Genomic DNA, 26,548 nt, shown 5'->3' on the forward strand with positions numbered 1-26,548 from the left:
CCCCCAGTTCCCGGTACGCCCTTCCCAGTTCCCGGCACGCCCTTCCCCCAGTTCCCACACGCCCTTCCCCCAGTTCCCGGCACGCTTTTGGCCGGGATCAACTACCCCGGTACGTGGAGTAAGCGAACGGCGATAGCAGCAGCGGCACGTGGTAGTGGCGGTCCGCGTCGACGGTGAAGGCGATGGTGACCTCGGGATAGAAAGCCTCGGTCCGGTGGGCGGCGAAGTATTGGGCGGTGGCGAAGCGCAGTCGGTACATGCCCGGGCCCAGTTCCGCTCCGAGGGCGGCGATGCGGCCGTCGGCGTCGGTGATGGCGGCGGCCAATTCCGTTCCGTCCGAGGCGGATAGCGTGACCGCGATATCCGCGGCGGGTGCGCCGCGGACGGCATCCAGGACATGGGTGCTCAGGGTGCTCATGACGCCTCCGCCGGGTTGCGCACCAGACGGCGCAGCCGGATCCGATTGATCTTGGTCAGCTCCTCGCGCACGATACCGCGCTCGGTGCGGTGATCGTTGTGCAGGCGAGACATCAGGATGTCGAGGAGTTCCGAGGCGGAGCGGCCGGTGGCGCAGACCAGATAGACGTGGCCGAATCGGGCCTCGTATTCGCGGTTCCAGGCGGCCAGCGCGGCGCGGATATCGTCGGTGGCGTCGGCCACGCCCGCCTGCTCGCGGGCCGAGGACGGATTGCCGGTGGTCGCGCCGATGCGCGGATGTCCGGTCAGGGCACGATCCAATTCCTCCTCCGAGATCCCGGCCAGGGCCTCGTCGGCGGCTTCCAGGAGGGCGGCGCGGGTCGCGAAGGGGCGACGCTCGGCCACGGCCTGCGCCCATACGGGCGACGAGCAGCAGGTCAGCAGCAGGTCGACGGCCTCGGCCTCGGGCAACGCGGCGAAGGCGCGCAGATCGATCTCGTCGTTCGTCATCGCCTCCAGCATCGGCGACGGCCTTGCGCCCTGCCACTCGGACGGCGAATATCACCGCGCGCGGTTACCCTCGCGGCCATGGACAACGGACGCTGCGCGGGGGTGCTGCTCGCCGCCGGCGCGGGCACCCGCTACGGCCGCCCGAAGGTGCTGGCGCAGGACGGCGCCTGGCTGCGGACGGCCGTGGCGGCCCTGCGGGCGGGCGGCTGCGATCCGCTGTACGTGGTATTGGGCGCGACCGGTCCGGCCCGCCGTGGCCCGGACGGACAATGGCTGGTCAGCGAGGCCCCGGCCATCGCGATCCCCGACGGTGTGCGCCCGGTATGGGCGGCGGACTGGGCCGTGGGGCTGGCCGCATCGCTGCGCACGGGCCTGGCCGCGGTCGAGGAAACCGTGAACTACGCGGCCATCATGCCGGTCGATACCCCGGATGTGGGTGCCGACGTCGTCGCCCGGGTGCTGGCCGCCGCCCGGGCCGCGGCCAGCGGCCTGGCGCGGGCGGTATTCCACGACCGCCCGGGTCATCCCGTTGTACTCGCTCACCGCCACTGGGCGGCAGTGATCAATTCCGCGCAAGGAAATTCCGGCGCACGTACCTTTCTGGACGGGAGAACCGATATCGTGGCCGTCACGTGCGACGATTTGGCGACGGGTCGTGATCACGACTACCCATCCGGGCTCGCACGCTGACCTGGAGCTATGTGATGCGTGACATCGTCGATGACCTATTGCGAGTGTGGCACGGCGGCCGAACGGGTGGCCTGGCCACCTTGGTCCGCACATTCGGTCCCACCCCGCTGCCGGTCGGTTCGACGATGCTGGTGGATTCCGACGGCGTCGTCTTCGGCTCGGTCTCCGACGGATGTTATGAGGCGGCGGTCTTCGAGGCCGCGGTCGAGGCCGCCCGCACCGGGCGACGCGAGCTGCGCCGATTCGATGCCAAGACCGGATTGGACGTGGGCGCCGACTGCGCCACCATCGACGTCTTCGTGGAACCGTTCTCGCGCCGGCACTTTCCCGAATTCCCGGCCGTCGCGGCGGATATGGCCATCTACAAGCCGGTCACCGTGTTCACCGTGGTGTGGCATACCGATCCCGAAGTGATCGGCCAGCATCTGGTGACCGATCGCCGCCACAACACCGAAATGGTGTCGCTGCCGGAGTCGGATGTGTTCGTCTCCTCCTTCACCGCGCCGCCGCGGCTGATCATCTTCGGCGCCAATCCCTTCGCGGCCGCGCTGGCGCTGCAGGGGCGACTGCTCGGCTACCGCGTCACCGTCTGCGATCCCCGCGAGACCTTCGCCGCGACCGCATCCTTCCCCGGCGCGGAGGTGGTGGTGGATTGGCCGCATCGCTACCTCAACACCCAGGCCGCCGCCGGTGAGATCACCTCCCGCACGGCGATGGTCGCGGTCTCCCAGGATCCGAGGTTCGAAATCCCGCTGCTCACGGTCGCGCTGCGACTGCCGGAGTTCGGCTATCTCGGGGCGCTGGGTTCCCGTGGCGCCCATGCCAATCGGGTGGAGGCGCTGCGGGCGGGCGGCTTCGACGCGGCCACACTCGCCCGGCTGCATGCCCCGGCCGGACTCGATATCGGGGCCCGCACGCCGGTGGAGACCGCCATCGCGGTCGCCGCCGAGATCCTCGCCGCGCGGTCGGTCGCCCGCGCGGCGGTCAGGGTGTCCTGACCTACTTCAGGTCCGGATGCTCGGCGAACAGTTCGTGCAGGACCGACATATCGAACAGCTCCTCCGCCTTGATGGTGATCTTGGCCTTGGCCAGCGCCTCGATATTGGCGGCGATGAGCTTGTCGGTCATGGTGAACAGGCCGTTGGCCCGAGTGTCGTCGGAGACGATCAGATCGTTCTGGGCCTTGGCCTCCTGGGTCTGTTCGCCGAGATCCAGACGCTGATCCTTGCCGTAGACCTCGACGGCGAGGCGGGCGCCCTCGGCCGGATTCGCCACGGCCTCCTTCCAGCCCTTGATCTCCGCGGCCAGGAAGGCCTTCAGCTTGTCGCGCTCCTTATCGATCGTCTGCTGGCGCACGGTCAGCGTTTCGGCGGTGAGCGGCAGACCGTAATCGGCGAACAGGAAATGCGATGTCGGAAAACCCTTGGCCGCCAACGTGATCGGCTCATTGGTCACATAGCTCACCCACCCGTCGACCTCACCGTTGGCCAGCGGCGTGGGATCGAATTGGGCGGGCACGATCTGAACATCGCTGGGCGACAGGCCGTTCGCCGACAGCAGCGCCTCGAAGATCAGCTGATTGGAATCCTGCACCCCGATCTTGCGATGTTTCATCTCGACCGGCGACATGATCGGCTTGGCGGCTGAACTGACGATGCAGAACGGATTCTTCTGATAGGTCGTGCCGATGATCTTGGCCGGCAGTCCGCCCTGCACCGCGGGCGCGGTGGTCTGCGGCGCCGACATGCCCAGCCAGATCTTGCCGGTGTCGAGCCCGGCCTCGACGGAGGTGCTGGCCGCGCCGCCCGCGACGAGATTGACATGTCCGAATCCGGCGTCGCGGTAGTAGCCCTTGTCATCGGCGAAGTATTCGCCCGCGAATTCGATGTTCTTGAGCCACGACAGCTGGATGGCGACCGTGCCGTACTTGGAACCGTCGGCCGTGGAGCCGTTGGCATTACCCGACGAGGATTCCTTACCGCAGGCCGCGAGCAGCCCGGCGCCGCCGAGCGCGAGCCCGGACAGCGCCGAGAAGCGCAGGAAGGACCGACGGTCCAGGGATGGAGGCTTCTGGGCCGGCGAATGGCCTGTCACGCGTGTCATGCGGGAAATCTAAGACGTGTCGATTGCGTTTACTTTGCTTTCGCCGGATCGATTGTTAACTTCGCTGGCGCTCAAGCCCTCCCGGCATCGGGCCCGAACCGGGCCAGCACCAGATTCTCGATCACGCCCACGATCGCGTACAGCAGCACCGATACCAGCGTGACCAGCACGATCGAGGCCCACAGCCGGTCGTACTGGAAGGTGGGGATGGCGCGAATCAGGCTCGACCCCAATCCCGTTCCACTGCCCAGCCATTCGCCCAGCAACGCACCGATCAACGCCCCCGGCACCGAGATCCGGGCCGCCGCGAAGACCGCTGGCAGCGCGGCCGGAACCGCCACCATGCGCAGCCGCGTCCATCGCGAACCACCATATGCCGCAACGAGTTCCATTGCCTGCGTCGAGGCCGACCGCAGTCCGGTCATGATCATCACCAGCGCCGGGAAGAACACCACGATCGCCGCGAGCACGGTCACCCCGAACAGCCCCCGCCCGAATACGAGCACGATGATCGGCGTCAATGCCACCAGCGGCACCGAGCGCAGCAGCATCGCCACCGGCATGAACGACTGTTCCACCGCGGGCAGCGTGACGAACAGCGCCGCCATCACCAGCGCGGCCACCATGCCCACGCCGAAGCCGATCGCCGCATCCTTCAGAGTGATCCGCAGATCCGACAGAATCGCCTGGCGCGCACTGTCTTTCGTGACCAGATAGGTCCACACATCGCCGGGTGTCTGCCCCACCCGCGGACCCACCTGCGGGAACAACTCCAGGAACGCGTACCAGATCACCAACATCAATATCAGCGAAATGATCAGCGGGATAATGAATCTCCCGACCCGTCGCACTGCGTTCATGCCCGCGCCTCCGCACCCGTCCAGGGCGCGACCAGCCGCGCCGCCAGCGCCACCACCGCATAGCCGAGCCCCGCCAATACCGCGGCGGCCAGGGCCATACCCCACGTGCGCGGCACGTTGTAGGAGGTCTGCGCGGCGGTCAGCGCCACCCCGATACCGCTGTCGACGCCGCCGAGGTATTCGCCGATGATGGCGCCGAGCACCGCCGAGGGCGCGGCGATCTTCAACGCCGCCAACGTATTCGGCAGCGCCGCGAACAGCTGCACCCGCCACAGCTGCTGCCAGCGCCCGCCGCCGTAGGCGCGCACCAGATCCAGACTGGTGCGATCGGCCGAGCGCAGCCCGGCGACCGTGCCGACCATGGTGGTGAAGAAGCAGTACATCGCCGCCAGGAAGACCGTCGGCGTGCGACCGCCGAACACCACCAGGATGATCGGGCCCAGCGCCAGCAGCGGCGTGCAGTAGCTGAGGATCGCCAGCTGGGTGGCCAGCGATTCGATGGGCGGGACCAGCATCACCAGGATGGCCAGCGCGATCGCCAGACCGTTACCCCAGACGAAACCCTTCAACGCACCCAGTGCCGTGATCCGGAAGTTCGGGCCGTAGAGCGCCCAGCCGTCGGTATACATGGTGTGCACCACCGTCCACGGGCTCGGAATCGTGCCGCCCGCCACGCGCAGATCGGCCATGATCCACCAGAACACGATCAGCGCGAGGATGCCGAACGTGCCACCGAGACGTTTCATCGGATCGCCTCCGCAGCGGCCTCGATGCCACCGCGGCCGCTGCGGCCGAACAGCAGTTCCGACAGATAGTCGTGCAGCCGGTGGAACTCCGGCGAGCGCATCATCTCGGGAGTGCGCGGGCGTGGCAGGTCGATCGTCACCGTCTCCACCACGCGGCCCGGACGCGGGCTCATCACCGCCACCACATCGGAGAGAAAGACCGCCTCGGCGATGCCGTGCGTGACCATCAGTGTGGTGGCGGGCTTTTCGGTCCAGATGCGCAACAGTTCCAGATTGAGCCGCTGCCTGGTCATATCGTCGAGCGCGCCGAACGGCTCGTCGAGCAGCAGCACGGTCGGCTTCACCGCGAGTGCGCGGGCGATCGAAACCCGTTGGCGCATACCGCCGCTCAGCTGCGCCGGTTTGGCCTTCTCGAAACCCTCGAGCCCCACCAGGGTGATCAGATCCGCGATCAGCCTCGGCTCCACAGGCAGCCCGGCGACCTGCAGCGGCAACTTGATATTGGATTCCACACTGCGCCAGGGCAATAGCGCCGAATCCTGGAAGGCGATGCCGAATTCGTGCCGCCGCCGCAGGTCGGCGGGACTCGCCCCATCGATCCTGGCGGTGCCCGCCGTCGGCGTCTCGAGTCCGGCCAGAATGCGCAACACCGTCGACTTCCCGCAGCCCGACGGCCCCAGCAACGACAGGAACGCGCCCTGTTCGGTATGAAGTTCGACCGAATCCAGCGCCTGCACCGCGCGCCGCCCGACCCGGAATGTCTTGACCAGACCGCTGATGTGAATACCCGTGCCCGCGGTCTCCGTACTGCTCATACGCGTCACCCTAGGAGCAACCGGTTGCACCGATATTGCGAATCGGCCCACCAGATTTCGGCCGCGTTACCAGCCCGGCTCGAACCATCGCCGGGCCGATCGGCGAAACAACAGCACGATCACGATCAGCGAGGCGATCGGGCCCAGCCAGCCCGGCGGGCGACCTGCGGTGATCGCGGGAACGGTCCACACCATGGCCAGTCCGGCCAGCAGAATCGCCGCGATGCGGAGGGTGTTGCCCACCGCACCGAAGGCCAGTGCCAGCACTCCCAGCAGCCAGCTCGGCACGAAGGCGACCGCGGTGATCATGGCGAGCCTGGTGCCGAACAGCCAGGCGGCCGAGGCCGTGCAGGCGATGCCGAGGGCCGCCATGCCCAGGGCGATGAGTTGCGCCGCGCGCACCGGGCCCGGCATCCGGTGGATTCCGGACCCGCTGTCGGACACCATTTGTCCCATTCGCGGACTGTACCGCGCGGTCTGATAACGACCGCGGCAACGCGCTGTCACAGTTGTCCACCGACTGCGAAATCTACGCAGAAACAGCCTTTGACATGGGATAATTCCGATCAAAAGGAGACAGTACGGCACTCGGGGTGTGCCGTTGCACCGACGCGGGCGGCCACCGGTCGACAGGCGAGCGCATGGCACTCGAGGCGTGCTGTCACACCGACGCGGACGACCGCCGACCGAAAGGCGACAGCATGGCACGCGGGGCGTTCTGTTACACCGACGCGGACGGCCATCGGCGGATACTCACCGATCCGGTCGACACGATCGCCTACAACGTGCAGATGTGGATCGATGCCGAGGTGGTCAACGACACCGATACCACCGCCTGGCTGCATGAATGCGAGGACGGTGACGGGCGTTCCCGACCGCTCGGGCCCGGCGATCGGGCCCAGCCCGCGTATGTCGCCAGCGTGGTCTTCGCCTAGTCAGGCGAGCAGCCGCAGAAACCGCTCGACCTCGCCCTGCACGGCCGCACGCCCGGGACCCAGGTACCTCCGCGGATCCGAGAGCCGATCATCCGCGCCGAGCACACCGCGAATCGCCTCGCCCAGAACGACATTCAGCCGGGTGGCGATGTTGATCTTCGTCATACCGCAGTCGATCGCCGAGCGCAGCCCCGCATCGGGCACGCCGGAGGAGCCGTGCAATACGAGCGGCACCGGCACCTTCGCGGCCAGCCGGGCGATCAGTTCGTCGTCGAGCCGGGCGTCGCGGGTATGCATGGCATGCGAGGATCCGACCGCCACGGCCAGCGCGTCCACACCGGTCGCCGCGACGAAGGCCACGGCCTCGTCGGGATCGGTGCGCGCGCCCGGCGCATGGGCGCCGTCCTTGCCGCCGACCTCGCCCAGCTCCGCCTCGACGAAGACGTCGCGGTCATGACACCAGCGCGCGATATCGGCTGTGCTGTCGACGTTTTCGGCGTAGGCGAGGGTGGAGCCGTCGTACATGACCGAGGTGATGCCCACCTGCACCGCCGCGGTGATCAGGGCGCGCTCGGTCGCATGGTCGAGGTGGACGGCCAGCGCCGCCGAACTGTCCTCGGCGATCGCCAGACACGCCCGCGCCAACGGCTTCAGGCCGCCGTGATAGCGGACGGTATTCTCCGAAATCTGCAGGATCGCAGGACGTTTCGCCGCCTCGGCCGCCGCCGCGATGGCCTCGGCATGTTCGAGGGCGATCACGTTGAACGCGGCCAGGCCGCCGGGGCGGGCCGCGGCGATCAGCTCGGGGACGGGCAGCAGGGTCATTCCGGGTGCTCTCCTAGGTGCTCAGCTCGGTGACGACGACGTCGGGGGTCAGCTGCGTGCGCACGGCACGATCGATCTCGCCGGCGACCGGAATGACCACGGCCGCGGCGGAGGTGGCGACCGCGTCGACGAGCAGCCCGGGCCAATCGGGTTTCGGGTCGGCGGCCAGGGCCGCGATCACGGCGGCGGCCGCGGCATCGCCCGCGCCGGTGGGATTTCCGGTCATCGGCTCGGGCAGCGACGCCGACCAGGCGCCGTCGGCGGTGATCGCGACCATGCCCGCCCCGCCGCGAGTGGCGATCACCGCGCGCACGCCGCGGTCGATCAGCGGGCGCACGGCGGCGACGGTCTGTTCGGGGGTTTCGGGGGTCATGCCGGTCAGCCGGTGTAACTCCTCGCCATTGGGCATGAGCACCACGCCCGGCACCTCCGCGGCCAGCTCCAGGGCCCGGCCGTCGACATCGCAGATGGTGGGGACGCCCGCGGCGAGGGCGGCGCGGACCAGTTTGGCGGGCACCTGCGGGCCGACCCCGCCGGGCAGCGAGCCCGAGACGACCATGCCGTTGGTGTCGGGGAGCAGTCCGGTCACGCGGACCATGAGCTGATCGACGGCGTACGGACCGTTCACGCGGGCGCCGGGTTCCCACAGCGAGGTGGCGGTGCCGTCGTCGGATTCGCTGATCACCAGCGTGCGGCGGACCCACGGCAGCGCATGGACGAAATCGACGGGCAGTTCCAGCTCGGCCGCCGCCGCGAACGCGTAATCGGCGAAACCCGTTGCGCGCGTATAGCGTCCGAGCTGGTTGAGCACCCGGGCGACATTGATGCCCTTGCCGCCGATGCGCTGTTCGACCGAGAGCACCCGGTGCACCCGGCCGCGTTCGAACTGCTCGACACGGTAGGTCATGTCGTAGGCCGGGTTCATGGTCACGGTGAGGATCACGTCAACCACTGTCCCCGACGCAGCACGCGGCGCAACCCCAGTTCGGCGTCGACCACGATGGCATCGGCGAACATGCCGGGCCGCAGATCGCCCACATCGGCCAGGCCCAGGGCCGCGGCGGGGGTGGCCGTCGCGGCGCGGACGGCCACGGCCAACGGCACCCCGCAATCACGCACGGCCCACCGCAGGCAGCGCAGCAACGTGGCCGTGCCGCCCGCGATGGAACCGCTCGCGACCCGGGCCACCCCGTCGACGACTCGCACTCGCTGCGGGCCGAGTCGATAGTCGCCGTCGGGGAGCCCGGCCGCCTGCATCGCGTCGGTGATGAGCGCGACGCGATGGCGTGCGGTCGCGAAAACCAGTGCGCCGAAGCCGGATTCGGAATGCACGCCGTCGCCGATGAGTTCGACGTACACACGCTGCTCCGCCGCGGCCACCAACCCCGCGGCGACGGGTCCCGGGGCGCGGTGGTGCAGCGGCGGCATACCGTTCGCGAGATGGGTGACCACGGTCGCGAAACCGTTGGGGGCCAACGCGTTCCGGAATTCGCCATAGGCCGCGTCGCTATGCCCCAGCGCGACCACGACCCCGTTGTCGGCGAGCAGCTTCGCGGCCGAGGCGAAGCCCGTCCGCTCCGGGGCGAGGGTCATCATGCGCAGGGAGCCGTCGGTGACCGCCAGCAGGCGCTCGATCAGGCCGAGATCGGGATCGATCAGATATGCGGGATCCTGTGCGCCACAGCGCGCCGCGGACAGGAACGGCCCCTCGGCATGGATGCCCGCGATCGTCGCATCGGCGGCGACCTCCCACAGCGCGCGGGCCTGCGCGACCATATCGTCGGGCGCGGCGGTCACCACGCTCGCGACGACGGAGGTCGAGCCCTGCGCGTGGTGATAGGCGGCCGCCGACCGGGCCTCCGCCGGATCGGTGGTGTCGAACCGGTGCCCGAAGCCGCCGTGGTTGTGGATGTCCACCAGACCGGGCAGGACGGTGCCCAGATGTGCCGGAACCTCCGAATCGGGATGTGCCGCAGCCCAATCCGATAGCGATGCCACGGCGATCACCCGATCGCCGCGCACGGTGACGACACCGTCGTCGATCACCTCGGCCTCGGTCACGATCCGCCCGCGCAGCCACAGCCCGCTCTCGTCCGGCCTCATTCGAGCGCCCCCACTCGTGCGTAATAGGCCGCGCCGACCAGTCCGGCGCGAGCGCCGAACTCACCCAGGACGACTCGCGGGGGCGTGACGACCCGTAAGAGGGTGTCGAAGCGGCTCTGCAGCGCTTCGGAGAGCACCGCGCCCGCGGCCGCGAGGCCGCCGCCGAGCACGATCAGGGCGGGGCAGCTGGCGTGGATCACGCCGAACAGGCCCTCGGCCAGGGCGTCCACGGCATCGTCGACGACGTGGCGGGCATCGGGATCGGTGTCGAGGACGGCGAATACCTGTTCCGCACCGGCGATCTCGCGGCCGGTACGGGCGGTGTAGGCGCGCGCGATGGCGACGCCGGAGGCGACGGTCTCCACGCAGCCGATGCTGCCGCAGGGACAGGGCAATCCGCCGCGATGACGCACCGGGATATGGCCGTATTCCCCGGACTGGCCGACAGCGCCGCGCACCAGGCGGCCGTCCACCGAGAGCGTCCCGCTGATGCCGGTGCCGAGGATGACCACACAGACGTCGTCCTGGCCGCGGCCCGCGCCGTACCGCCATTCGGCCCAGCCCCCGGCCGTCACATCGTGCTCGATCAGCACCGGGCAGCCCCAGCGGTCACTGAACCGGTTGCCCACCTTGACATCTCGCCAACCGATATTGCTGCTGAAGACGGCCAGACCGCGCGCCGGATCCACGATGCCGGGCAGGATCACCGCTGCTCGCGCCACCCGATCACGGTGCGCCGCAGGCAGTTCGGTGAGCAGTTTCTCGCCGAGATCGCCCATGGCGTCGAAGGCCGCCTCGGCGCGCGGCGTGGCGACGGTACCCGTCGACAGCACCGCCCCGGCGGCATCGGTGATCTCGGCCTTGATCGTGGTGCCGCCGACGTCGACGGCGAGCACCAGGTCATCGGGATCCACGGCGGTCACGATGCGCCCCTTATCCGAGGATTACCGACCGGTTCAGGCTGCGGGGGTGGTCCGGATCCAGGCCCAGATCCGCCGACCGCAGCACGCACAACCGGTGCAGGCGCACCAGATCGGCCATCGGGTCGATATCGCGCTGCTCGAAATGAGCACCGGTCGCCTTGACGTCGTCGCCCAGGGTGGGATCGACCGCGCCGAACGCCCATACCGCGCGGCCGGGCGCGGCAATGCTGATCGGGCCGTGCCGGTATTCGGTCGACAGATAGCTCTCGGCCCAGGACTGGCAGGATTCGCGCAGCTTCAGCCCCGCCTCCTCGGCCAGCGCGGCCGCGAAACCCAGGCCCACGAAACTGATCTGCTCGGCGTAACGCACTGCGGCGACGGAGGTTTCGAGATCCTCGGCGAGCACCGCACGGGCCTGCGCGATGGCCGGGCCCAGATCCTCGCCCAGATGCCAGCGCAGGATCGCGAGCGTGGTGGTGGCGAAGCGGGTCTGCACCACCGACTGCTCGTCGACCTCGTCGATGAGGATCGGATCGCCCAGCTCCAGCGCCGCGGTGCCGGGGCTCGAACAGATGATCGTGCGCGGCGTCTCGCGCGGGATCGCGCGCATGGCGTCGAGCACCTCGGTGGTCGTGCCGGAGCGGCTGATCACCACGTAACGGTCGTACTCGCGACCGGTGCGCACATCGCTGGCGGGCCAGGCATCGGTCAGCCCCTGACCGCTGGACTCGCGCAGGTAGGCGATCGCATGGGACATGAAATACGAGGTGCCGCAACCGATTACGGCCACCCGCTCGCCCGGCTTCGGCAACAGGGCGGCATGCTCGGCGGCGGTCGACGCGGCGCGCGCCCAGTCGTCGGGCTGGGTGGCCACCTCAGCGGCCAGATGGGTTTCGGGGATTCGCTCAGCAGAGGTCGGCACGCAGTCCAGGATCGACCGGGTGATCGTTCATGTCAACTTAACAACGAAAACGGTCACATTCGATCAACCCAGGCGCTAGATTCTGACGAAACGGATTGTTCATTGAAAGGCCTATCTAGTGAAACGTCCACTCCGCGGCGCAGTTTCGTCGTTCGCGCTGCTCACCGGTTTGGTGTTGGCGGTGTCCTCCTGTGGGTTCGGCGGCAGCAAGTCCGATGACTCGGACCCGAACTCCCTGTCCTTCCTGGCACCGATCTACAGCGACAGCACCAAGTCGGAGTGGGACAAGATCATCTCCGACTTCCAGAAGCAGAACCCGGACATCAAGGTCACCCTGCAGATGGAGTCCTGGGACTCGATCAACGACGTGGTGCGCACCAAGCTGCAGAACACCTCCACCACGCCCGACATCCTGAATATCGACGCGTACTCGAGCTTCGCCACCGACGGCAAGCTCTACCCGGCCACCGATATCGTCGAGCCGTCGGTGATCAGCGATATCCAGCCCGGTTTCGCCAAGAACGCCTCGATCAACGGAACCCAGTGGGCGCTACCGCTGTTCGCCTCCACGCGCACGCTGTTCTACAACACCGACCTGTTCAGCCGCGCGGGCATCACCGCCCCGCCCAAGACCTGGGCCGAGCTGACCGATGTCGCCAAGAAGATCCAGGCGCTCGGCGGTGACATCTCGGGCTACGGCCTGCCGCTGGGCAGCGAGGAGGCCCAGGGTGAGACCTCGATCTGGACCTTCGGCGCGGGCGGCAACTGGTCCGACGGCGACAAGATCACCGTCGACACCCCGCAGAACCGCGAGGGCGTGGCGGCGATGAAGGCCATGTCGCAATCCGGTGCGACCCAGCCGAATCCGGGCGCGACCAACCGCGCGGACGCACTCAACGCCTTCTATCAGGGCAAGATCGGCATGATCGAGGGCCTGCCGCCCACGATCGGACAGATCGCGCAGAAGAATCCGGGCCTGAAGTACGCGACCGCGCCCTCGCCCACCAAATCCGGCGACCCGGTCACCCTGGGCGTCGCCGATCATCTGATGGCGTTCAAGAAGGACGGCAAGAAGCAGGCCGCGATCAAGAAGTTCCTGACCTACTTCTATTCGCCGCAGGTCTACTCGGGCTTCGTGAAGTCCGAGCACTTCATCCCGATCACCAACACCGGCATGCAGGCCCTGGCCGACGATCCGGTCACCAAGGCCTTCGCGGCGACCCTGCCGGTGGCCAAGTTCTACCCCAGTAACAACCCGAAGTGGGCCGCGGCCCAGGGCGCGATTCGCCAGCAGATCGGCACCATCGCGCAGGGCGCCGATCCGGCCTCGGTGCTGGGCAAGATTCAGCAGGCGGCGAGTTGAGGGGCGCCCTGATCCGATCCACGGCGGCGTTGCGCGCGCTGCCGTGGATCGGCCCGGTGCTGGTGTTGATCGCCGGGGTCGTCGTATTCCCGGCCGGGTACATGGTGTGGACCAGCACGCGCGATCTGAGCCCGTACGGGCAGGATCGCGGCCCGGCCGGTCTGGGGAACTTCCGCAAGCTGTTCGCCATCGATGAATTGGGCAGCATCCTCGCGCACACCGTGATCTGGGTGATCGCGGTCGTGGTCATCACGCTGGTGCTCTCCGCGGCGCTGGCGCAATTCCTGAACAAGCAGTTCCCGGGGCGCACCCTGGTGCGGATGGCGATCCTGGTGCCGTGGGCGGCGTCGGTCGTGATGACGACGACGATCTTCGAGTACATGCTCGATCCCGATGTCGGCATCGCCAATCGGTTCCTCGTCGATATCGGCGTGCTGGACCGGGGTTTCGGCTTCACCAAACAGGCGGGCCCGGCGTTCCTGGTGGCGATCGGCGTCGCGGTATTCGTCTCGGTGCCGTTCACCACGTACACGATTCTGGCTGGGCTGCAGGCGATTCCGGCCGAGATCGAGGAGGCCGGCCGGGTCGACGGGGCGAGCTCCTGGCAACGCTATCGACATCTGACGCTGCCGCAGCTGCGCCCGGCGATCGCGGTGGCCACCATCATCAACATCATCAACGTATTCAATTCGCTGCCGATTCTGCAGGTGCTGACCGGCAGCATCGCCGGCTTCGACGCCGACACCACGACCACGTTGACCTTCAAGCTGATTCGGCAGAATCAGCAGGTCGCCACGGCCGCGGCAATGAGCGTGCTGAACTTCGTGCTGATCGCGGTGATCATCGTGGTGTACGTGCGATTCACCCGATCGGCCCGTGAGGAGGCGCGATGACGGCATCCGATCCGGTCATGGTCGAACGGGCGGTGGCCACGGAAATCGTTGTGCCACCGAGTGGTTCGACGGTCACGGCGCGAAAGGTGCGGCGGCGGTGGGATCTGACGCTGGTCGGCGTCGTACTCGCCGCGGTGTTCCTGATTCCGTACCTCGTGATGGTGCTGGGATCGCTCAAGCCGCGCGCGGAGATCCTGCGGATTCCGCCGACCTACATTCCCCAGCAGTGGCGGCCGGACAACTACGTCACCATGTGGAACACGCCCGAGACACCGCTGCCGTTCAATCTGGTGAGCACCGTGGTGATCTCGGTGTGTGCCACGGTGATCGTGCTGCTGGTGGCGATCCCGGCCGCGTATTACACGGCGCGGCGGCAGTTTCCGGGCAAGGTCGCCTTCCTCGGGCTGGTGCTGGTGACCCAGATGCTGCAGCCGGTGGTGCTGGTGACCGGTCTGCTGCGGGAGTTCTTCACCCTCGGCATCAACGACACCTGGCTGGCGATGATTCTGGTGAATGCCGCGTTCAATCTGTCGTTCGCGGTGTGGATCCTGCACAGCTTCTTCGCCTCGGTGCCGGTGGAGATCGAGGAGGCGGCGCAGCTGGACGGGTTGAGCCGGATCCAGATCCTGACCCGGGTGAGCCTGCCGCTGGTGTGGCCCGGCATCGTGACCGCGACCATCTTCGCGTTCGTCTCCTGTTGGAACGAATTCGCGGCGAGCCTGGTGATCCTGACCACGCCGGAGAATCAGCCACTGTCGGTGGCCTTGACGAAGTTCATCGGGCAGTACGACACGGCTTGGCAATACGTCTTCGCTATCTCTACGGTCGGCATCGTGCCCGTTGTCATTCTGTTCGCGTTCATCGAGAAGCGCCTGGTCGCAGGTCTCACCGCCGGAAGCGTGAAATGACCGCTGCGACGGATCGGTCCCAGCGCTGGAATCGGCTGCTGGAGTTGCTGGCCGATACCGGCCGGCTGTCGGTGGAGGAGGCGGCCGAGCGATTGGGCGTCTCCCCCGCCACCATCCGCCGCGACTTCACCGCGCTGGCCGATCAGCAGCTGGCCACGCGCACCCACGGCGGCATCGTGGCGACCTCGGTCGCCTACGAGCTGCCCGCCCGCTACCGCGGCGGCGACGCCGCCAAACAACGCGTCGCCGAACACGCTGCGAGCCTGGTACTCCCGACCGAGGTGGTGGGCCTCAACGGCGGCACCACCACCACGGCCGTGGCCCGCGCCCTGGCCGGCCGCCCCGACCTGGCCACCGCCGAGCTGACGATAGTGACCAACGCGCTCAACATCGCCGGCGAAATGGTCCTGCGCCCCCACCTGCGCACCATCTGCATCGGCGGCCAGGCCCGCCGCGAATCCTACGAACTGCACGGCCCCCTGGCCGAACGCGCGATGGCCGAATTACGTTTGGACACTCTGATTCTCGGCGTCAACGCCATCACCGCCGAGGGCGGCGCCCAGGGCCGCCACCTGGACGAATCCGGTATAAACGCCGAAATGGTCCGCCGCGCGGAACGAGTCATCGCCGTCGCCACCGCCGACAAACTCGAGAAGACCGCCCTGGCCCGGATCTGTCCCATCGAGGACATCGACATCCTGGTGATGGACACCGCCGCAGCCCCGGAGGCCGTCAACGCCATCCGTGAGGCGGGGGTTCGGGTGGAGCTGGTCTGAGCCGCCGCTCGAGCCCCCACTACCTCGGCATGAGCATTCGATCGCCCTATCGCCCTCGCTACTGCGGCTACAGGTCCAGGTGTAGACGCAGGGCTCGATCTATCGCTGCGACTACATCTTCCGGCAGTTGACCGAGCACAGTGCCGATCCGTTCCACAGCGATCGAGCGAACCTGCTCGGCCTGCGCCTTGGAATCGACCTTGATTCCGGGCAATTCCTTACTCAAGAACACCTGGAACGGATAGACACGTGCGGTGTTGCTGGTTACCGGCACGACGGTGACGACACCGCGGCCGAGGAGTTGAGCCGCCTCATTGGCCCGGTCGTTGCTCACGATCACCGCAGGGCGACGCTTGTTCGATTCCGCGCCGCGCACCGGTTCGAGATCGACCAACCGGACCTCGCCTCGGCGCACGCTAGCTCAACCCGTCGCCGGCAGTACCGTCCCAGAGGTCCCGCTCTCCGGAGGTCTCCCACTCGGCCCACGCCGCGGCATACGCATCCGACAACCCCGCCTCGCGAAGCAGGCGGATCGCCTCCTGCAGTGCGGCAGAGCGGGAGGGCAGGCCGCGCTCCCGCACCACCTCGTCGAGCAGGGCGACATCCTCTTCAGGCAGACTGACACTCAGCTTCACACCCCCAATGCTACTCCCGGTAGGAATTTCCATACTACCCGTGGCGGTAACGAATCGATCAAGTGCCGATCGGCGTGGCTACCAGGACTCGCCGTCATCGGGTGGGGTGGGCGCCACCGTTGACGCGTGGACCGTTGCCGATCAGAAACATTGGCCGTGCAATATGGCCGCCGTGGCATTGCTCCCACCGAAAGACCTTCTGCTGCAGGCGTGCCGGGGACTCGAACCCGGTGAGCACCTGGTGCTGCGCTGCGCCTGCCGCCTGGCCGAATTACATGAGCTTCGGCTGACCGTGACCGCTACCGCCGATATCGATCGGCAGCGGGCGCAGCTGGTGCACGAGATCGATCGGTGGGTCGCCGCGGAGTTACCGGCCGCGCCGGGAGGCGCGCGATTACATACCGAGACGGTGGGTGCGGTCGTGGATCGGCTGGCCCAGTTCTCGGCGCTGGCCTATCTGGCGCTGACCGCCACGCCCGCATGGCTGGCCGATGATGCCTGGCGGCGGCTGGCGGAGTTGGCGAATGCCTATGCGGATCTGGCGACCGAGGTCAGCGCGGGCCGATGCCGGCTGCCGAAACTCAACGGCCATCACGAGTACGAGTACTGAAAGGGTGCTGCCGGCGACGCGCAGGGGGTTGCGCCGCCGGCAGCGGTGAAGTGGTTCTTCGCGTCCTCGTTATCCAGTGTGCGCCTGCGAGCTGAACTCTCGCCAGGTTCCGGCTGAGAAGTAGCTGAATTTCCGGGACCGGAAACCCGAACGGCGACGCCGCGAGGGAAGGCGTCGCCGCAGGCCAGGGATGGACGGATCAGGGCAGTTGATCCGTATCGGCCGAACCGACAATTCATAGCGTGCGCCGCCAACCTCGAGACCCACCGCGACAAGTCTGTGAATGTACTGTCAGCGCTGGTTCAGGGCGTGGCGACGGTACATCCGCCGGGGACGAGCGTGCCGTCGAGCAGATCGGCCACCCAGTTCGCCACCGCGGGAATCGCCAGCGCGCCGACGATGAAATGCTCCCCCGGATAGGGTGCGAGCCGCACCCGCGCGCCCCCGGCGCACCAGCTGTCGTAAAGGTTGCGGGCACCCTGGTAGGGAATCCAGAATTCGTCGCGGCCGTGATAGACCATGATCGGAATCCGCGGCGCGATCCCGCCGAGTTTGTTGTCCGCCACGATCTTTCGCACCATCGGCAGCTCGGTCGGATCGGGCACGTCGGTGAGCTGCTCGACCCGCACCGGTACCGCGCCCGCCGCGGCCAACTGCCCCGAGCACAGATCTCGGAACAGATGGGCCAGTCGCCACCCGTTGTCGTTGAGCAGGGTCAGCAGCTCCGGATACTCCCGTGCCAGGCCCAAGGTGGCGGCGAGGAAAATCCCGGACCCCACCTCCCGGCCGTTCATGATCTTCACCAACAGGTCGTAATCGGCCGGGGTCCCGCCGACCAGCGCCCCGGCCAAATGCAGCTCGGGCGCATAGCTCGGAGCCAGCTGGGCCGCCCAGCCCGTGGCGATGGCGCCGCCGGAGTAACCGCTGATCACCACCGGCGCTTCGGGTTTCAGATCGGACACCCCCAGGCGCACCGCGGCCCGGGCTGCGTCGAGCACCGCGTGCCCGCCCATCAGACCGGCCGCATACGCCTCCCGCGGACCCTGATGATCGGGCACGATCACCGCGTAGTTGCGGTCCAGCAGCAGCTGAATCGAGAGCTGATCGGCGGAGAAGCCGCGCTCGAGGGTGTACGACGGCGAACACCAGTGGCCGAGCGAGGAGATCGGAATGTCATAGGACACCAGCGGCCGCGGCCCCGATCCGGTCCACGCCGCCTTCGGCACGATCAGCGTCGCCACCACGGGAACCGGATCACCCTTGCTGCCAGTGGAGCGCACCAGCATCTCGATCGTCCGCACCGGGCTGGTGAACCAGGTCGGCACCGATCGCGCCCGCAATACCGTTGCGGGCGGACGATTCTCGAAACCGGCCGGCGGCGTGTAGAACGCATCGGACAGCGGGGTCGGCAGCACCGAGGCGAGTTCGTGCGGCGGATCGACGAATTCCTCGATCGGATCGTCGGCCAGTGCGAACGCCGGTACGCATACCGACACCGCCGCCACAACCGTCACCGCCCACAGCCGCACCAGGGTCCGCCGTCTACCCGCCACGTTCAGATCACTCCCGAAATGTCCGTTGGGCCGACCGCCGAATCACTCGAAAGGGCAGGTCAGGGATGACGACAGCCTCTCATACCAGACGGTCGGTTCAAGTTTCCCGAATCGGCGTGGCGTCGATTGCCGCGGCCATCCCGGCGGGCAGCAGGGCGCGCACGGCATCGATGGTGTCGGCGTCGGCGGGTTCCTTATCGGGGCGATAGCGGACCACCCGGGCGAAGCGCAGCGCCACCCCGCCCGGATAGCGGGGACTGATCTGCACACCGTCGAGGGCGATCTCGACCACCAACTCCGGAAACAGGTAGACCACCTGCCCGTCGCGGGTGCGCTCATGGCGTGGGAATTCGGCGGTCTGCCACTGCAGGAGCGCGTCGGTGAGTCCCTTGAAGGTCTTGCCGACCATGATCGGCTCGCCGCCTTCCGGATCGCGGGCGCCCAGATGCAGATTCGACAGATATCCGGTGCGGCGGCCGTAACCCCATTCCGCGCCGAGCACGACGAGGTCGAGCGTATGGGCCGGTTTGATCTTCTGCCAGGCCCGCCCGCGTCGCCCCGCCGCATACGGCGCGGACAGCGATTTGATCATCACGCCCTCGTGCCCCGCCGCCAGCGCGCCGTCGAAGTATTCGGCCGCGGCCTCGGCATCGGGCCGGATGAGCGCCGGAATGCTGTGCTCGCCAGCGACTTTCGTCAGCGCGACCCGGCGCTCGGCGAGCGGTGCGTCGAGCAGATCGACGCCGTCCAGATACAGGCAATCGAAGAAGTACGGATGCAGCAGCAGATCGCGGGTGGAGGTGGCCGCGGGCGGGCGCAGGGCGGGATCGATCGTGGGGTCGGTGGCGAAGCGGCTCATCGTCTCCTGAAACGGCCGCGGCCGCCCCGCATCGGTCAGCGCCAGCGTCTCCCCGTCGAGAACGACGCTGTCACAAGGTAATTCCCGGACCAATTGCACCAGCTCGGGGACGCCGGAGGTGATATCGCGCAGTGTCCGGGTGAACACCCATACCCGGGAACCCTTGCGGTGCACCTGAATTCGCGCACCGTCCATCTTCTGCTCCACACTCACCTCGCCGCCGAACTCCGCCAGCGCCTCGTCCAGCGCCGCCCCGGGCGAGGCGAGCATCGGCTGGATCGGCCGGCCCACCTCCAGCCGGAATTCGGCCAGCGCCGCGGCCCCGCCGGTCAGCGCCGCCACGGCCGTCACCGGCAGCTGCCCGGACAGCATGTAGGCCCGGCGCACGGCCTCGACCGGCACCTGGGCGGACCGCGCGACGGCCTCGGCCACGATCGCGGCCAGCGCGCCCTGGCGCAGCTCGCCGGTCAGCAGGCGGATCAGGAAGTCCCGCTCCGCGGCGGTGGCCGCGCCCAGCAACGCGACCAGCGACTCGCGGCGCCGGGCCGCGGAACCCGCTCCGGCCGTGGCGGCCAGTTCGGTGAACGTGGCGTCGACGGCCGCCACGGTCAGGGTCGGTTCGGGCGCCGGATCGACCGCGACGGCCATGAGCGTGCGCCAGCCCGTGCCGATGCGGCCCTGCGACAACTCCCCCGATACCCACGCGACGACCTGCGCGAGCTCGTCGGAGCCTGCCTCCGCCAACAGCTCCGCGAGCGTGGCGATCTTCGTCTTGCGCGAGGCGCTCGCCCGCACGGCCTGCGACGCCTCGACGACTCGGGACAGCAACACGGATCGACGGTAACGCTCGGGTGTGACATATCGCGCAACAGATCTGCTAATTACCGGTTGGCAAACCTGCAAAATCGTCCATAAACTGGACATATGGCCAAGACTTACGTCGGGGCTCGGCTTCGCCAGCTGCGCACCGAACGAGGACTGAGCCAGGTCTCGCTCGCCAAGAAGCTGGAGATCTCGGCGAGTTACCTCAATCAGATCGAACACGACGTGCGCCCGCTCACCGTGCCGGTGCTGCTGCGCATCAGCGAGATCTTCGGCGTCGACGCCACCTTCTTCTCCTCGCAGGACGACACCCGGCTCATCGCCGAACTGCAGGAGGTCGTGATGGATCAGGAGCTGAGCATCGAGGCCGATGCCCAGGAGATCGCGGATATGGTCTCCGCGCATCCGAGCCTGGCGCGGGCGATGGTGAATATGCACCGCCGTTACCGCAATACGACCGCCCAGCTGGCCGCCGCCACCGAGGACCGCTTCGCCGACGGCAGCGGCTCCGGCGCGATCTCCCGCCCGCACGAGGAGGTCCGCGACTTCTTCTATCAGCGGCAGAACTACATCCACGAATTGGATACCGCCGCAGAGGAACTCGCGACCCGCATGCGTTTCCACGGCGGCGATCTCAACCGCGAGATCGCGCGGCGGCTGACCACCGCGCACGGTGTGCAGATCGTCGAGCGCATCGATCTCGGCGACGGCGTGCTGCACCGCTTCGACGCCACCGAGCGGCGGCTCGAGATCGCGCCCTATCTGTCCGGTGGACAGCGGTCGTTCAAGCTCGCGGCCGAACTGGCCTATCTGGAATGCGGCGATCTGATCGATAAGCTGGCCGAGGAGGCGAATTTCGCCTCCGAGGACACCCGCAAGCTGGCGCGGCTGGGCCTGGCCAACTACTTCGCGGCCGCGACCGTACTGCCGTACTCCTACTTCCACGAGGTGGCCGAGGACTTCCGCTACGATATCGAGCGGCTCTCGGCCTTCTTCACCCAGAGTTATGAGACTGTGTGCCACCGGCTTTCGACGCTACAGCGGCCGAAGCTGCGCGGGGTGCCGTTCTCGTTCGTCCGCGTCGACCGCGCCGGCAACATGTCGAAGCGCCAGTCCGCCACCGGATTCCATTTCTCCTCCGCGGGCGGCACCTGCCCGCTGTGGAACGTCTACGAGACCTTCGCCTATCCGGGCCGCATCATGACCCAGATCGCCCAGATGCCCGACGGCCGCAAGTATCTGTGGATCGCCCGCACCGTCGAGCGCCGCGCTACCCGCTACAACGAGCCGAGTAAGACCTTCGCCATCGGCCTGGGATGCGAACTGCGCCATGCCAGTCGGGTCGTCTACGCCGACGGCCTCGACCTCAACGACCCCACGGCCACCCCCATCGGCGCGGGCTGCCGGGTCTGCGAACGCGCCAACTGCCCGCAGCGCGCGTTCCCGCCGCTGGGCAAATCGCTCGACATCAGCGAGCACCGCAGCTCGATCTCGCCCTACGTGCTGCGATAGACCCTGTGGCACAACGATTTCCGAATCCAGGCCGCCTCCGGTAGCGTTCCTCGGTTGGCGCAAATCTTGCGCCCGGGAGGAATACGGCTGGCAATACTGGCCGTTACGAGGGCGGGCCGGCGAGGGGAACCGACGGGTACGCGAGATGACGCGCAGGGGGCGGGATCTCGCGGCACCCCGGTCCGGCCCGCGCCCACCACTGCGCGAGGGACCCGCGCACTGTTAGCGTGGGGCATGATATCGAGGGAGCCACGCATTGCGCCGGGTCGGCTGCGGGAACTGGGTCCGATCAACTGGGTGGTCTGGCAGGTGATCTCGCGGGCGGCGGGCACCGCGGACGCCCATCTGTTCAGCACCCTCGGGCGGACCGGCGGACTGTTCCGCGGCTGGCTGCACTATTCGGGGCGGCTGATGCCGGGCGGAAAGCTACGGCGCTTCGATACCGAGCTGGTCATCCTGCGGGTGGCGCATCTGCGCGGATGCGAATACGAGACCGATCACCACATCCGGCTCGGCAAGCGGGCGGGCGTCACCCCGGAGATCCTGGAGCGGCTGCGCACCGGCCCGGACGCACCCGGCTGGTCGGACCGGGAGCGGGCCCTGCTCACCGCCGTGGATCAGCTCGTGCGGACCCGCGATCTCGACGATGCCACCTGGTCGGCGCTGGCCGCGCACTACGACGAGCACCGCCTGATCGAAATCGTGCTGCTGGTCAATCAATACGAGGGACTGGCCAGCACCATCACCACGCTGCGCATTCAGAACGATCACTGATCCCCCTCCCAGTCCCCGGCGCGTCCCCTCCCAGTCCCCGCGCGTCCCCTCCCAGTCCCCGGCGCGTCCCCTCCCAGTCCCCGGCGCGCTTTTCGCCGGGGCGCCTGGTAACGATGTACCCATGACAACCCTCGGAATCGCCTTCCGTCCCCAGAATCCGCCGGAGCGGCTGCGCGAAATCGCGCGCGTCGCAGACGAATCCGGGCTCGACGAGCTGTGGATCTGGGAGGACTGCTTCCTCGAGGGCGGCATCGCGACCACCGCGGCGGCGCTGGCCTGGACCGAGCGGGTCCGCATCGGCGTGGGCGTGCTCCCGGTCCCGCTGCGCAATATCGCGCTGGCCGCCATGGAGATCGCCACGCTGGAGCGGATGTTCCCCGGCCGCGCGATCTGGGGCGTGGGCCACGGTGTTCAGGAGTGGATGGGTCAGGCCGGCGCCCGTGTCGACTCACCGGTCACGCTGCTGGGCGAATACCTCGACGGGCTGCGCCGCCTACTGTCGGGCGAACGGGTGACCGTCCAGGGTCGCTACGTCACACTCGACGAGGTGGCCCTGGACTGGCCCCCGGCCACCGCGCCGCGGCTGCTCTCGGCCGCGACCGGCCCGCGCACCCTGCGCCTGGTCGGCGAGAAGGCCGACGGTGCGGTGCTGACCTCGGGCACCACACCCGATATGGCCAGGCGCGCAATCGAACTCATGGGCGAGGGCCGGGCCGCCGCGGCGCGCGCCGACAAGCCGTACGTCGTCATCAACCTGGCCACCGCGACCGGCACCGGCGCGGCCGAACGCCTCGAGGCCGATCTGCGCGCGATGGGCCGCGCCGATATCGAGGGCCTCGGTGTGGCCGGTGACGCACAGGCGGTCGCCGACGCGGTCGCCCGCATGGTCGACGCCGGCGCGGATTCGGTCGCCCTGCAGCCCACCGCCGACGAGCCGGATCTCGAGGGGTTCGTGCGATTCGTCGCGGAGAAGGTCCGCCCGCTGGTGCCGTAGCGCTCGGACGCAGGCGTTCCCGACCTCGAGCCGGAAACGCCTGCGCAGGCATGTCTTATCCGGCGAGTGCCGCCCCGAACACCTCGACCGCCGGGGTGGTCGGCCGCCCGATGAGCTTGCCCAGATCGCCGCTGGACACATCCAGGAATCCGGCGGCGATACCCTTCGCATCCGCATCCGCCAGCACCCGCGCATAATCGGCGTCCAGCCCCGCCTGCCGCAGCGCGGCCACGTAATCGCCCTCGGCGACATCCTGATACCGAACCGGCTTACCGGATGCCTCCGAAATCCGCTGTGCCACTTCGGCATACGTCAGCCGTTCGTCACCGCCCAGCTCGTAGACCCGCCCGGCATGCCCCTCGGTGGTGAGCACGACCGCGGCGGCCTCGGCATAATCCGCGCGCGCCGCACCCGCGATGCGGCCCTCGCCGCCCGCGCCGTACAGCGTCCCGGACTCGACAGCCGGGACCACGCTGTGCTCGTAGTTCTCCCAGTACCAGCTGTTGCGCAGCACGGTATGCGACACAGTCGAATTCGCGAGCACGGCCTCGGTCTCGCGATGCTCCTGCGCCAGAAGGGTCGGATTCTCGGTGGCCCGCGGAATGCTGGTGTAGGCGAGCAGTTCCACGCCCGCCCGCTCGGCCGCGCGGATCACGGTGGTGTGCTGGTCGAGCCGCTTGCCGAATTCGTTGCCGGAGATCAGCAGCACCCGGTCGACCCCCGCCAGCGCCCGATCCAGCGCCTCGGCATCGTCGTAGGACGCCTGCCGCACCTCGACGCCGCGCTCGGCCAGATCGGCCACCTTCGCCGGATCGCGGACAATCGCGACGACCGGCCCGGCCGCCCGGCGCAGCAGCGCCTCCACAACGAGACGACCCAGCTGCCCGCTGGCCGCGGTGACGGCGACGGTCATGACTACCTCCAGTGAGTATTCGTACAGTGCCTACGGAACATACAGCACTAACTAATAGTTAGTACATGGTATTCCGGCATTACTGGCAGATAGGTAGCATCACCGTCATGAGCATGCGGCACGTCCAGCCGGCCGACAGCGCCGATCCGACGCTGGAGGCCGATGTTTTCGCCAAGAACTGCACATCGCGACCGGTTCTGCAGAACGTCGCGAGTCGCTGGGGCACCCTCGCCCTGGTCGCCCTGCGCGAGGGTCCCTACCGGTTCAGCGCCCTGCGCCGCCGCGTCGACGGCGTCAGCGAGCGCATGCTCTCCCAAACCCTGCAGGCCCTGGAGCGCGACGGCATGATCCACCGCGAGGTCGTCCAGACCATCCCCCCGCGCGTCGAATACACCCTCACCGACCTCGGCGCCCGCATCGCCGAACATCTCGAGGCCCTGATCATCACCCTGGAAACCAATCTCGACACAATCACCGAGGCCCAGGCCGCCTACCAGCGCGAATGACAAACGCCCCGCACCTGTTCTCGGTGCGGGGCGCTCCCCTTGTTTGTTCCCGGCGCGCTCCGGACCCATTGTTCCCGGCGCGCTCTTTGCGCCGGGATCAGAAGTTGATCATGTGCCCGGCCAGACCATGGAAGGCCTCCTGCAGGGCCTCGCTCAGCGTCGGATGGGTGTGCACGTTGCGGGTCAGCTCGTTGACCGTCAGGTCCCACTTCTGGGCCAGGGTCAGCTCCGGCAGCAGTTCGGAGACGTCGGGGCCGATGAGGTGGCCGCCGAGCAGCTCGCCGTACTTGTTGTCGGAGATCAGCTTCACGAAGCCCTGGGCATCGCCGAGGCCGTGGGCCTTGCCGTTGGCGGTGAACGGGAAGGTGGCGACCTTCACGTCATAACCCTCGGCCCGCGCCTGCTCCTCGGTGAGGCCGAAGCTGGCGACCTGCGGCTGGCAGAAGGTGGCGCGCGGCATCATCCGGTAATCGCCCAGCGGCAGGGTCTCCGCACCGCCGATCGTCTCGGCGGCGACCACGCCCTGCGCCTCGGCCACATGGGCCAGCTGCAGCTTGGCGGTGACATCGCCGATGGCGTAGATATGCGGCACATTGGTGCGCATGTAGTCATCGATGGCGATCGCGCCGCGATCGGTCAGCCGCACGCCGGTGTTCTCCAGGCCGTAGCCCTCCACCCGCGGCGCGAAGCCGACGGCCTGCAGCACCTTGTCGACCGTGACGGTCTCGACAGCGCCGGACTTGTTGTCCTTGATGCTGACGGTGACCTTGGAGCCGTTGTCCTCGATGGACTGCACCGCGGCGCCGGTGGTGATCGTGATCCCCAGCTTCTTGTACGCCTTGGTGATCTCCTTGGACACATCGGCGTCCTCGTTGGGTAGCGCCCGGTCCAGGAACTCCACGATGCGCACATCGACGCCGTAGTTCTTCAGGACGTAGCCGAACTCCATGCCGATCGCGCCCGCGCCGACGATGAGGATCGAGCCCGGCAGATCGCGGGTCATGATCTGCTCTTCGTAGGTCACCACGTTCTGCGACAGCGAGGTGCCCGGCAGCAGCTTGGTATTGGTGCCGGCGGCGATGATGACATTGTCGAACGTGATCTGCTCGGTACCGCCCTTGGACAGCTCGACCGACAGCGTATGTGCGTCGGTGAAGGTGCCCTTCCCGTCGTACTCGTCGATCTTGTTCTTCTTCATCAGGAAGTGCACGCCCTTGACGCGGCCGTCGGCGACCTTACGGCTGCGATCGAAGGCGGCGCCGAAGTCGAAGCTCGCCTCGCCGGTGATACCGAACGTCTTCGCTTCCTTGGTGAAGATATGCGCCAGCTCCGCGTTGCGCAGCAGCGCCTTGGACGGAATGCACCCGACGTTCAGGCATACGCCACCCCAGTATTTCTGCTCGACGATCGCTGTTCGCAGGCCGAGTTGAGCGGCGCGGATCGCGGCGACATACCCGCCGGGACCAGCACCGAGAACGACGACATCGTAGTGGGAAGTCACGGCTTCGAGCCTAACGCAGTGTTGTTTTGCGCCGCCTCCGGCGTCGCGGGTTCGCGGCCCCGAAGGCCGCTAACCTCAGC

30 protein-coding genes are annotated in these 26,548 nt (G+C 68.0%); 12 read left to right on the top strand and 18 right to left on the bottom strand.

What is annotated here, in order from left to right; translation table 11 throughout:
• Positions 1-97: 97 nt before the first annotated feature.
• Positions 98-418, bottom strand: coding sequence for a hydroxyisourate hydrolase (gene uraH / locus ACIA76_RS32140; protein ID WP_397157093.1), 321 nt, complete (start codon positions 416-418; stop codon positions 98-100).
• Positions 415-927 carry a 2-oxo-4-hydroxy-4-carboxy-5-ureidoimidazoline decarboxylase gene (uraD, locus tag ACIA76_RS32145; RefSeq protein WP_397157091.1) on the bottom strand — a complete coding sequence of 171 codons (513 nt, stop codon included), beginning with the start codon at positions 925-927 and terminating at the stop codon, positions 415-417. Before uraD ends, uraH begins: the two co-directional genes overlap by 4 nt.
• A 78-nt stretch (positions 928-1,005) precedes the next feature.
• On the opposite strand from uraD, the gene ACIA76_RS32150 reads away from it, so the two are divergent.
• Together ACIA76_RS32150 and ACIA76_RS32155 are read left to right on the top strand one after the other, a co-directional pair.
• Positions 1,006-1,617: an NTP transferase domain-containing protein gene (locus ACIA76_RS32150; protein ID WP_397157089.1), complete on the top strand. Its 612-nt coding sequence runs from the start codon at positions 1,006-1,008 to the stop codon at positions 1,615-1,617.
• A gap of 14 nt (positions 1,618-1,631) precedes the next feature.
• Positions 1,632-2,615, top strand: a complete 984-nt coding sequence (locus ACIA76_RS32155; RefSeq protein WP_397157087.1) for an XdhC family protein — start codon at positions 1,632-1,634, stop codon at positions 2,613-2,615.
• 1 nt (position 2,616) lies between these two features.
• On the opposite strand, the gene ACIA76_RS32160 is transcribed toward ACIA76_RS32155, so the two are convergent.
• The 5 genes from ACIA76_RS32160 to ACIA76_RS32180 all read right to left on the bottom strand — a co-directional run bounded on the left by ACIA76_RS32160 (position 2,617) and on the right by ACIA76_RS32180 (position 6,597).
• A complete protein-coding gene (locus ACIA76_RS32160; RefSeq protein WP_397157085.1) occupies positions 2,617-3,720 on the bottom strand; it encodes an ABC transporter substrate-binding protein in 1,104 nt (367 codons plus the stop codon).
• Positions 3,721-3,791: 71 nt separating this feature from the next.
• Positions 3,792-4,580 carry an ABC transporter permease gene (locus ACIA76_RS32165; protein WP_397157083.1) on the bottom strand — a complete coding sequence of 263 codons (789 nt, stop codon included), beginning with the start codon at positions 4,578-4,580 and terminating at the stop codon, positions 3,792-3,794.
• Positions 4,577-5,326, bottom strand: coding sequence for an ABC transporter permease (locus ACIA76_RS32170; RefSeq protein WP_397157081.1), 750 nt, complete (start codon positions 5,324-5,326; stop codon positions 4,577-4,579). The genes ACIA76_RS32165 and ACIA76_RS32170 overlap by 4 nt, the downstream gene beginning before the upstream one ends.
• On the bottom strand, positions 5,323-6,141 hold the full coding sequence (locus ACIA76_RS32175) for an ABC transporter ATP-binding protein (RefSeq protein ID WP_397157079.1): 819 nt from the start codon (positions 6,139-6,141) through the stop codon (positions 5,323-5,325). The genes ACIA76_RS32170 and ACIA76_RS32175 overlap by 4 nt, the downstream gene beginning before the upstream one ends.
• A gap of 66 nt (positions 6,142-6,207) precedes the next feature.
• Positions 6,208-6,597 carry a hypothetical protein gene (locus ACIA76_RS32180; protein WP_397157077.1) on the bottom strand — a complete coding sequence of 130 codons (390 nt, stop codon included), beginning with the start codon at positions 6,595-6,597 and terminating at the stop codon, positions 6,208-6,210.
• Positions 6,598-6,842: 245 nt separating this feature from the next.
• Here ACIA76_RS32180 and ACIA76_RS32185 point away from each other — a divergent pair, with 245 nt between their 5' ends.
• Positions 6,843-7,076: a hypothetical protein gene (locus ACIA76_RS32185; protein WP_397157075.1), complete on the top strand. Its 234-nt coding sequence runs from the start codon at positions 6,843-6,845 to the stop codon at positions 7,074-7,076.
• Here the strand turns inward: ACIA76_RS32185 and ACIA76_RS32190 are convergent, their stop codons facing one another.
• The 5 genes from ACIA76_RS32190 to ACIA76_RS32210 are packed head-to-tail and all read right to left on the bottom strand — an operon-like array spanning position 7,077 to position 11,849.
• The gene (locus tag ACIA76_RS32190; protein ID WP_397157073.1) at positions 7,077-7,901 is read right to left on the bottom strand and encodes a class II fructose-bisphosphate aldolase; all 825 of its coding nucleotides are present in this window, start codon (positions 7,899-7,901) and stop codon (positions 7,077-7,079) included.
• A 13-nt stretch (positions 7,902-7,914) separates the two neighbouring features.
• Complete coding sequence (locus ACIA76_RS32195; RefSeq protein ID WP_397157071.1) at positions 7,915-8,844, bottom strand: hexose kinase; 930 nt, start codon at positions 8,842-8,844, stop codon at positions 7,915-7,917.
• Entirely contained in the window at positions 8,841-10,004 is a 1,164-nt protein-coding gene (locus tag ACIA76_RS32200) for an N-acetylglucosamine-6-phosphate deacetylase (protein ID WP_397157069.1), read from the bottom strand. Before ACIA76_RS32200 ends, ACIA76_RS32195 begins: the two co-directional genes overlap by 4 nt.
• Entirely contained in the window at positions 10,001-10,927 is a 927-nt protein-coding gene (locus ACIA76_RS32205; protein WP_397157067.1) for an ROK family protein, read from the bottom strand. The genes ACIA76_RS32200 and ACIA76_RS32205 overlap by 4 nt, the downstream gene beginning before the upstream one ends.
• Positions 10,928-10,937: 10 nt before the next feature.
• Positions 10,938-11,849, bottom strand: coding sequence for an SIS domain-containing protein (locus ACIA76_RS32210; RefSeq protein ID WP_397157065.1), 912 nt, complete (start codon positions 11,847-11,849; stop codon positions 10,938-10,940).
• Positions 11,850-11,967: 118 nt separating this feature from the next.
• Between ACIA76_RS32210 and ACIA76_RS32215 the strand changes: the two genes are divergently transcribed.
• The 4 genes from ACIA76_RS32215 to ACIA76_RS32230 are packed head-to-tail and all read left to right on the top strand — an operon-like array spanning position 11,968 to position 15,789.
• The gene (locus tag ACIA76_RS32215) at positions 11,968-13,212 is read left to right on the top strand and encodes an extracellular solute-binding protein (RefSeq protein WP_397157063.1); all 1,245 of its coding nucleotides are present in this window, start codon (positions 11,968-11,970) and stop codon (positions 13,210-13,212) included.
• Positions 13,209-14,105: a carbohydrate ABC transporter permease gene (locus tag ACIA76_RS32220; RefSeq protein WP_397157061.1), complete on the top strand. Its 897-nt coding sequence runs from the start codon at positions 13,209-13,211 to the stop codon at positions 14,103-14,105. The genes ACIA76_RS32215 and ACIA76_RS32220 overlap by 4 nt, the downstream gene beginning before the upstream one ends.
• On the top strand, positions 14,102-15,013 hold the full coding sequence (locus ACIA76_RS32225; RefSeq protein WP_397157059.1) for a carbohydrate ABC transporter permease: 912 nt from the start codon (positions 14,102-14,104) through the stop codon (positions 15,011-15,013). Before ACIA76_RS32220 ends, ACIA76_RS32225 begins: the two co-directional genes overlap by 4 nt.
• Positions 15,010-15,789 carry a DeoR/GlpR family DNA-binding transcription regulator gene (locus ACIA76_RS32230; RefSeq protein ID WP_397157057.1) on the top strand — a complete coding sequence of 260 codons (780 nt, stop codon included), beginning with the start codon at positions 15,010-15,012 and terminating at the stop codon, positions 15,787-15,789. The genes ACIA76_RS32225 and ACIA76_RS32230 overlap by 4 nt, the downstream gene beginning before the upstream one ends.
• 67 nt (positions 15,790-15,856) lie before the next feature.
• Here ACIA76_RS32230 and ACIA76_RS32235 read toward each other — a convergent pair whose 3' ends face one another.
• Both ACIA76_RS32235 and ACIA76_RS32240 read right to left on the bottom strand, forming a co-directional pair.
• Positions 15,857-16,204, bottom strand: coding sequence for a type II toxin-antitoxin system PemK/MazF family toxin (locus ACIA76_RS32235; RefSeq protein ID WP_397157055.1), 348 nt, complete (start codon positions 16,202-16,204; stop codon positions 15,857-15,859).
• Between the two features lies 1 nt (position 16,205).
• Positions 16,206-16,424 (bottom strand): ribbon-helix-helix domain-containing protein, encoded by a 219-nt coding sequence (locus tag ACIA76_RS32240; RefSeq protein ID WP_397157053.1) that lies wholly within the window; start codon positions 16,422-16,424, stop codon positions 16,206-16,208.
• A gap of 106 nt (positions 16,425-16,530) precedes the next feature.
• Here ACIA76_RS32240 and ACIA76_RS32245 point away from each other — a divergent pair, with 106 nt between their 5' ends.
• Positions 16,531-17,034 (top strand): DUF4254 domain-containing protein, encoded by a 504-nt coding sequence (locus ACIA76_RS32245; RefSeq protein WP_397157051.1) that lies wholly within the window; start codon positions 16,531-16,533, stop codon positions 17,032-17,034.
• A 302-nt stretch (positions 17,035-17,336) separates the two neighbouring features.
• Here ACIA76_RS32245 and ACIA76_RS32250 read toward each other — a convergent pair whose 3' ends face one another.
• On the bottom strand, positions 17,337-18,587 hold the full coding sequence (locus ACIA76_RS32250) for a lipase family protein (RefSeq protein WP_397157049.1): 1,251 nt from the start codon (positions 18,585-18,587) through the stop codon (positions 17,337-17,339).
• A gap of 97 nt (positions 18,588-18,684) precedes the next feature.
• Positions 18,685-20,277, bottom strand: a complete 1,593-nt coding sequence (locus ACIA76_RS32255) for an ATP-dependent DNA ligase (protein ID WP_397157047.1) — start codon at positions 20,275-20,277, stop codon at positions 18,685-18,687.
• Positions 20,278-20,370: 93 nt separating this feature from the next.
• On the opposite strand from ACIA76_RS32255, the gene ramB reads away from it, so the two are divergent.
• The 3 genes from ramB to ACIA76_RS32270 all read left to right on the top strand — a co-directional run bounded on the left by ramB (position 20,371) and on the right by ACIA76_RS32270 (position 23,548).
• A complete protein-coding gene (gene ramB, locus ACIA76_RS32260; protein WP_397157045.1) occupies positions 20,371-21,780 on the top strand; it encodes an acetate metabolism transcriptional regulator RamB in 1,410 nt (469 codons plus the stop codon).
• Between the two features lie 234 nt (positions 21,781-22,014).
• The gene (locus ACIA76_RS32265; RefSeq protein WP_397157043.1) at positions 22,015-22,554 is read left to right on the top strand and encodes a carboxymuconolactone decarboxylase family protein; all 540 of its coding nucleotides are present in this window, start codon (positions 22,015-22,017) and stop codon (positions 22,552-22,554) included.
• Between the two features lie 121 nt (positions 22,555-22,675).
• Positions 22,676-23,548, top strand: coding sequence for an LLM class flavin-dependent oxidoreductase (locus ACIA76_RS32270; RefSeq protein WP_397157042.1), 873 nt, complete (start codon positions 22,676-22,678; stop codon positions 23,546-23,548).
• 55 nt (positions 23,549-23,603) lie between these two features.
• Here ACIA76_RS32270 and ACIA76_RS32275 read toward each other — a convergent pair whose 3' ends face one another.
• Positions 23,604-24,461, bottom strand: a complete 858-nt coding sequence (locus ACIA76_RS32275) for an SDR family oxidoreductase (RefSeq protein ID WP_397157040.1) — start codon at positions 24,459-24,461, stop codon at positions 23,604-23,606.
• Between the two features lie 107 nt (positions 24,462-24,568).
• Here ACIA76_RS32275 and ACIA76_RS32280 point away from each other — a divergent pair, with 107 nt between their 5' ends.
• Positions 24,569-24,967 (top strand): winged helix-turn-helix transcriptional regulator, encoded by a 399-nt coding sequence (locus ACIA76_RS32280; protein WP_397157038.1) that lies wholly within the window; start codon positions 24,569-24,571, stop codon positions 24,965-24,967.
• Positions 24,968-25,064: 97 nt separating this feature from the next.
• Here ACIA76_RS32280 and lpdA read toward each other — a convergent pair whose 3' ends face one another.
• The gene (gene lpdA, locus ACIA76_RS32285; protein ID WP_397157036.1) at positions 25,065-26,468 is read right to left on the bottom strand and encodes a dihydrolipoyl dehydrogenase; all 1,404 of its coding nucleotides are present in this window, start codon (positions 26,466-26,468) and stop codon (positions 25,065-25,067) included.
• Between the last annotated feature and the right edge of the window lie 80 nt (positions 26,469-26,548).

It is taken from the genome of Nocardia sp. NPDC051570, assembly GCF_044454005.1.
GTDB lineage: Bacteria > Actinomycetota > Actinomycetes > Mycobacteriales > Mycobacteriaceae > Nocardia.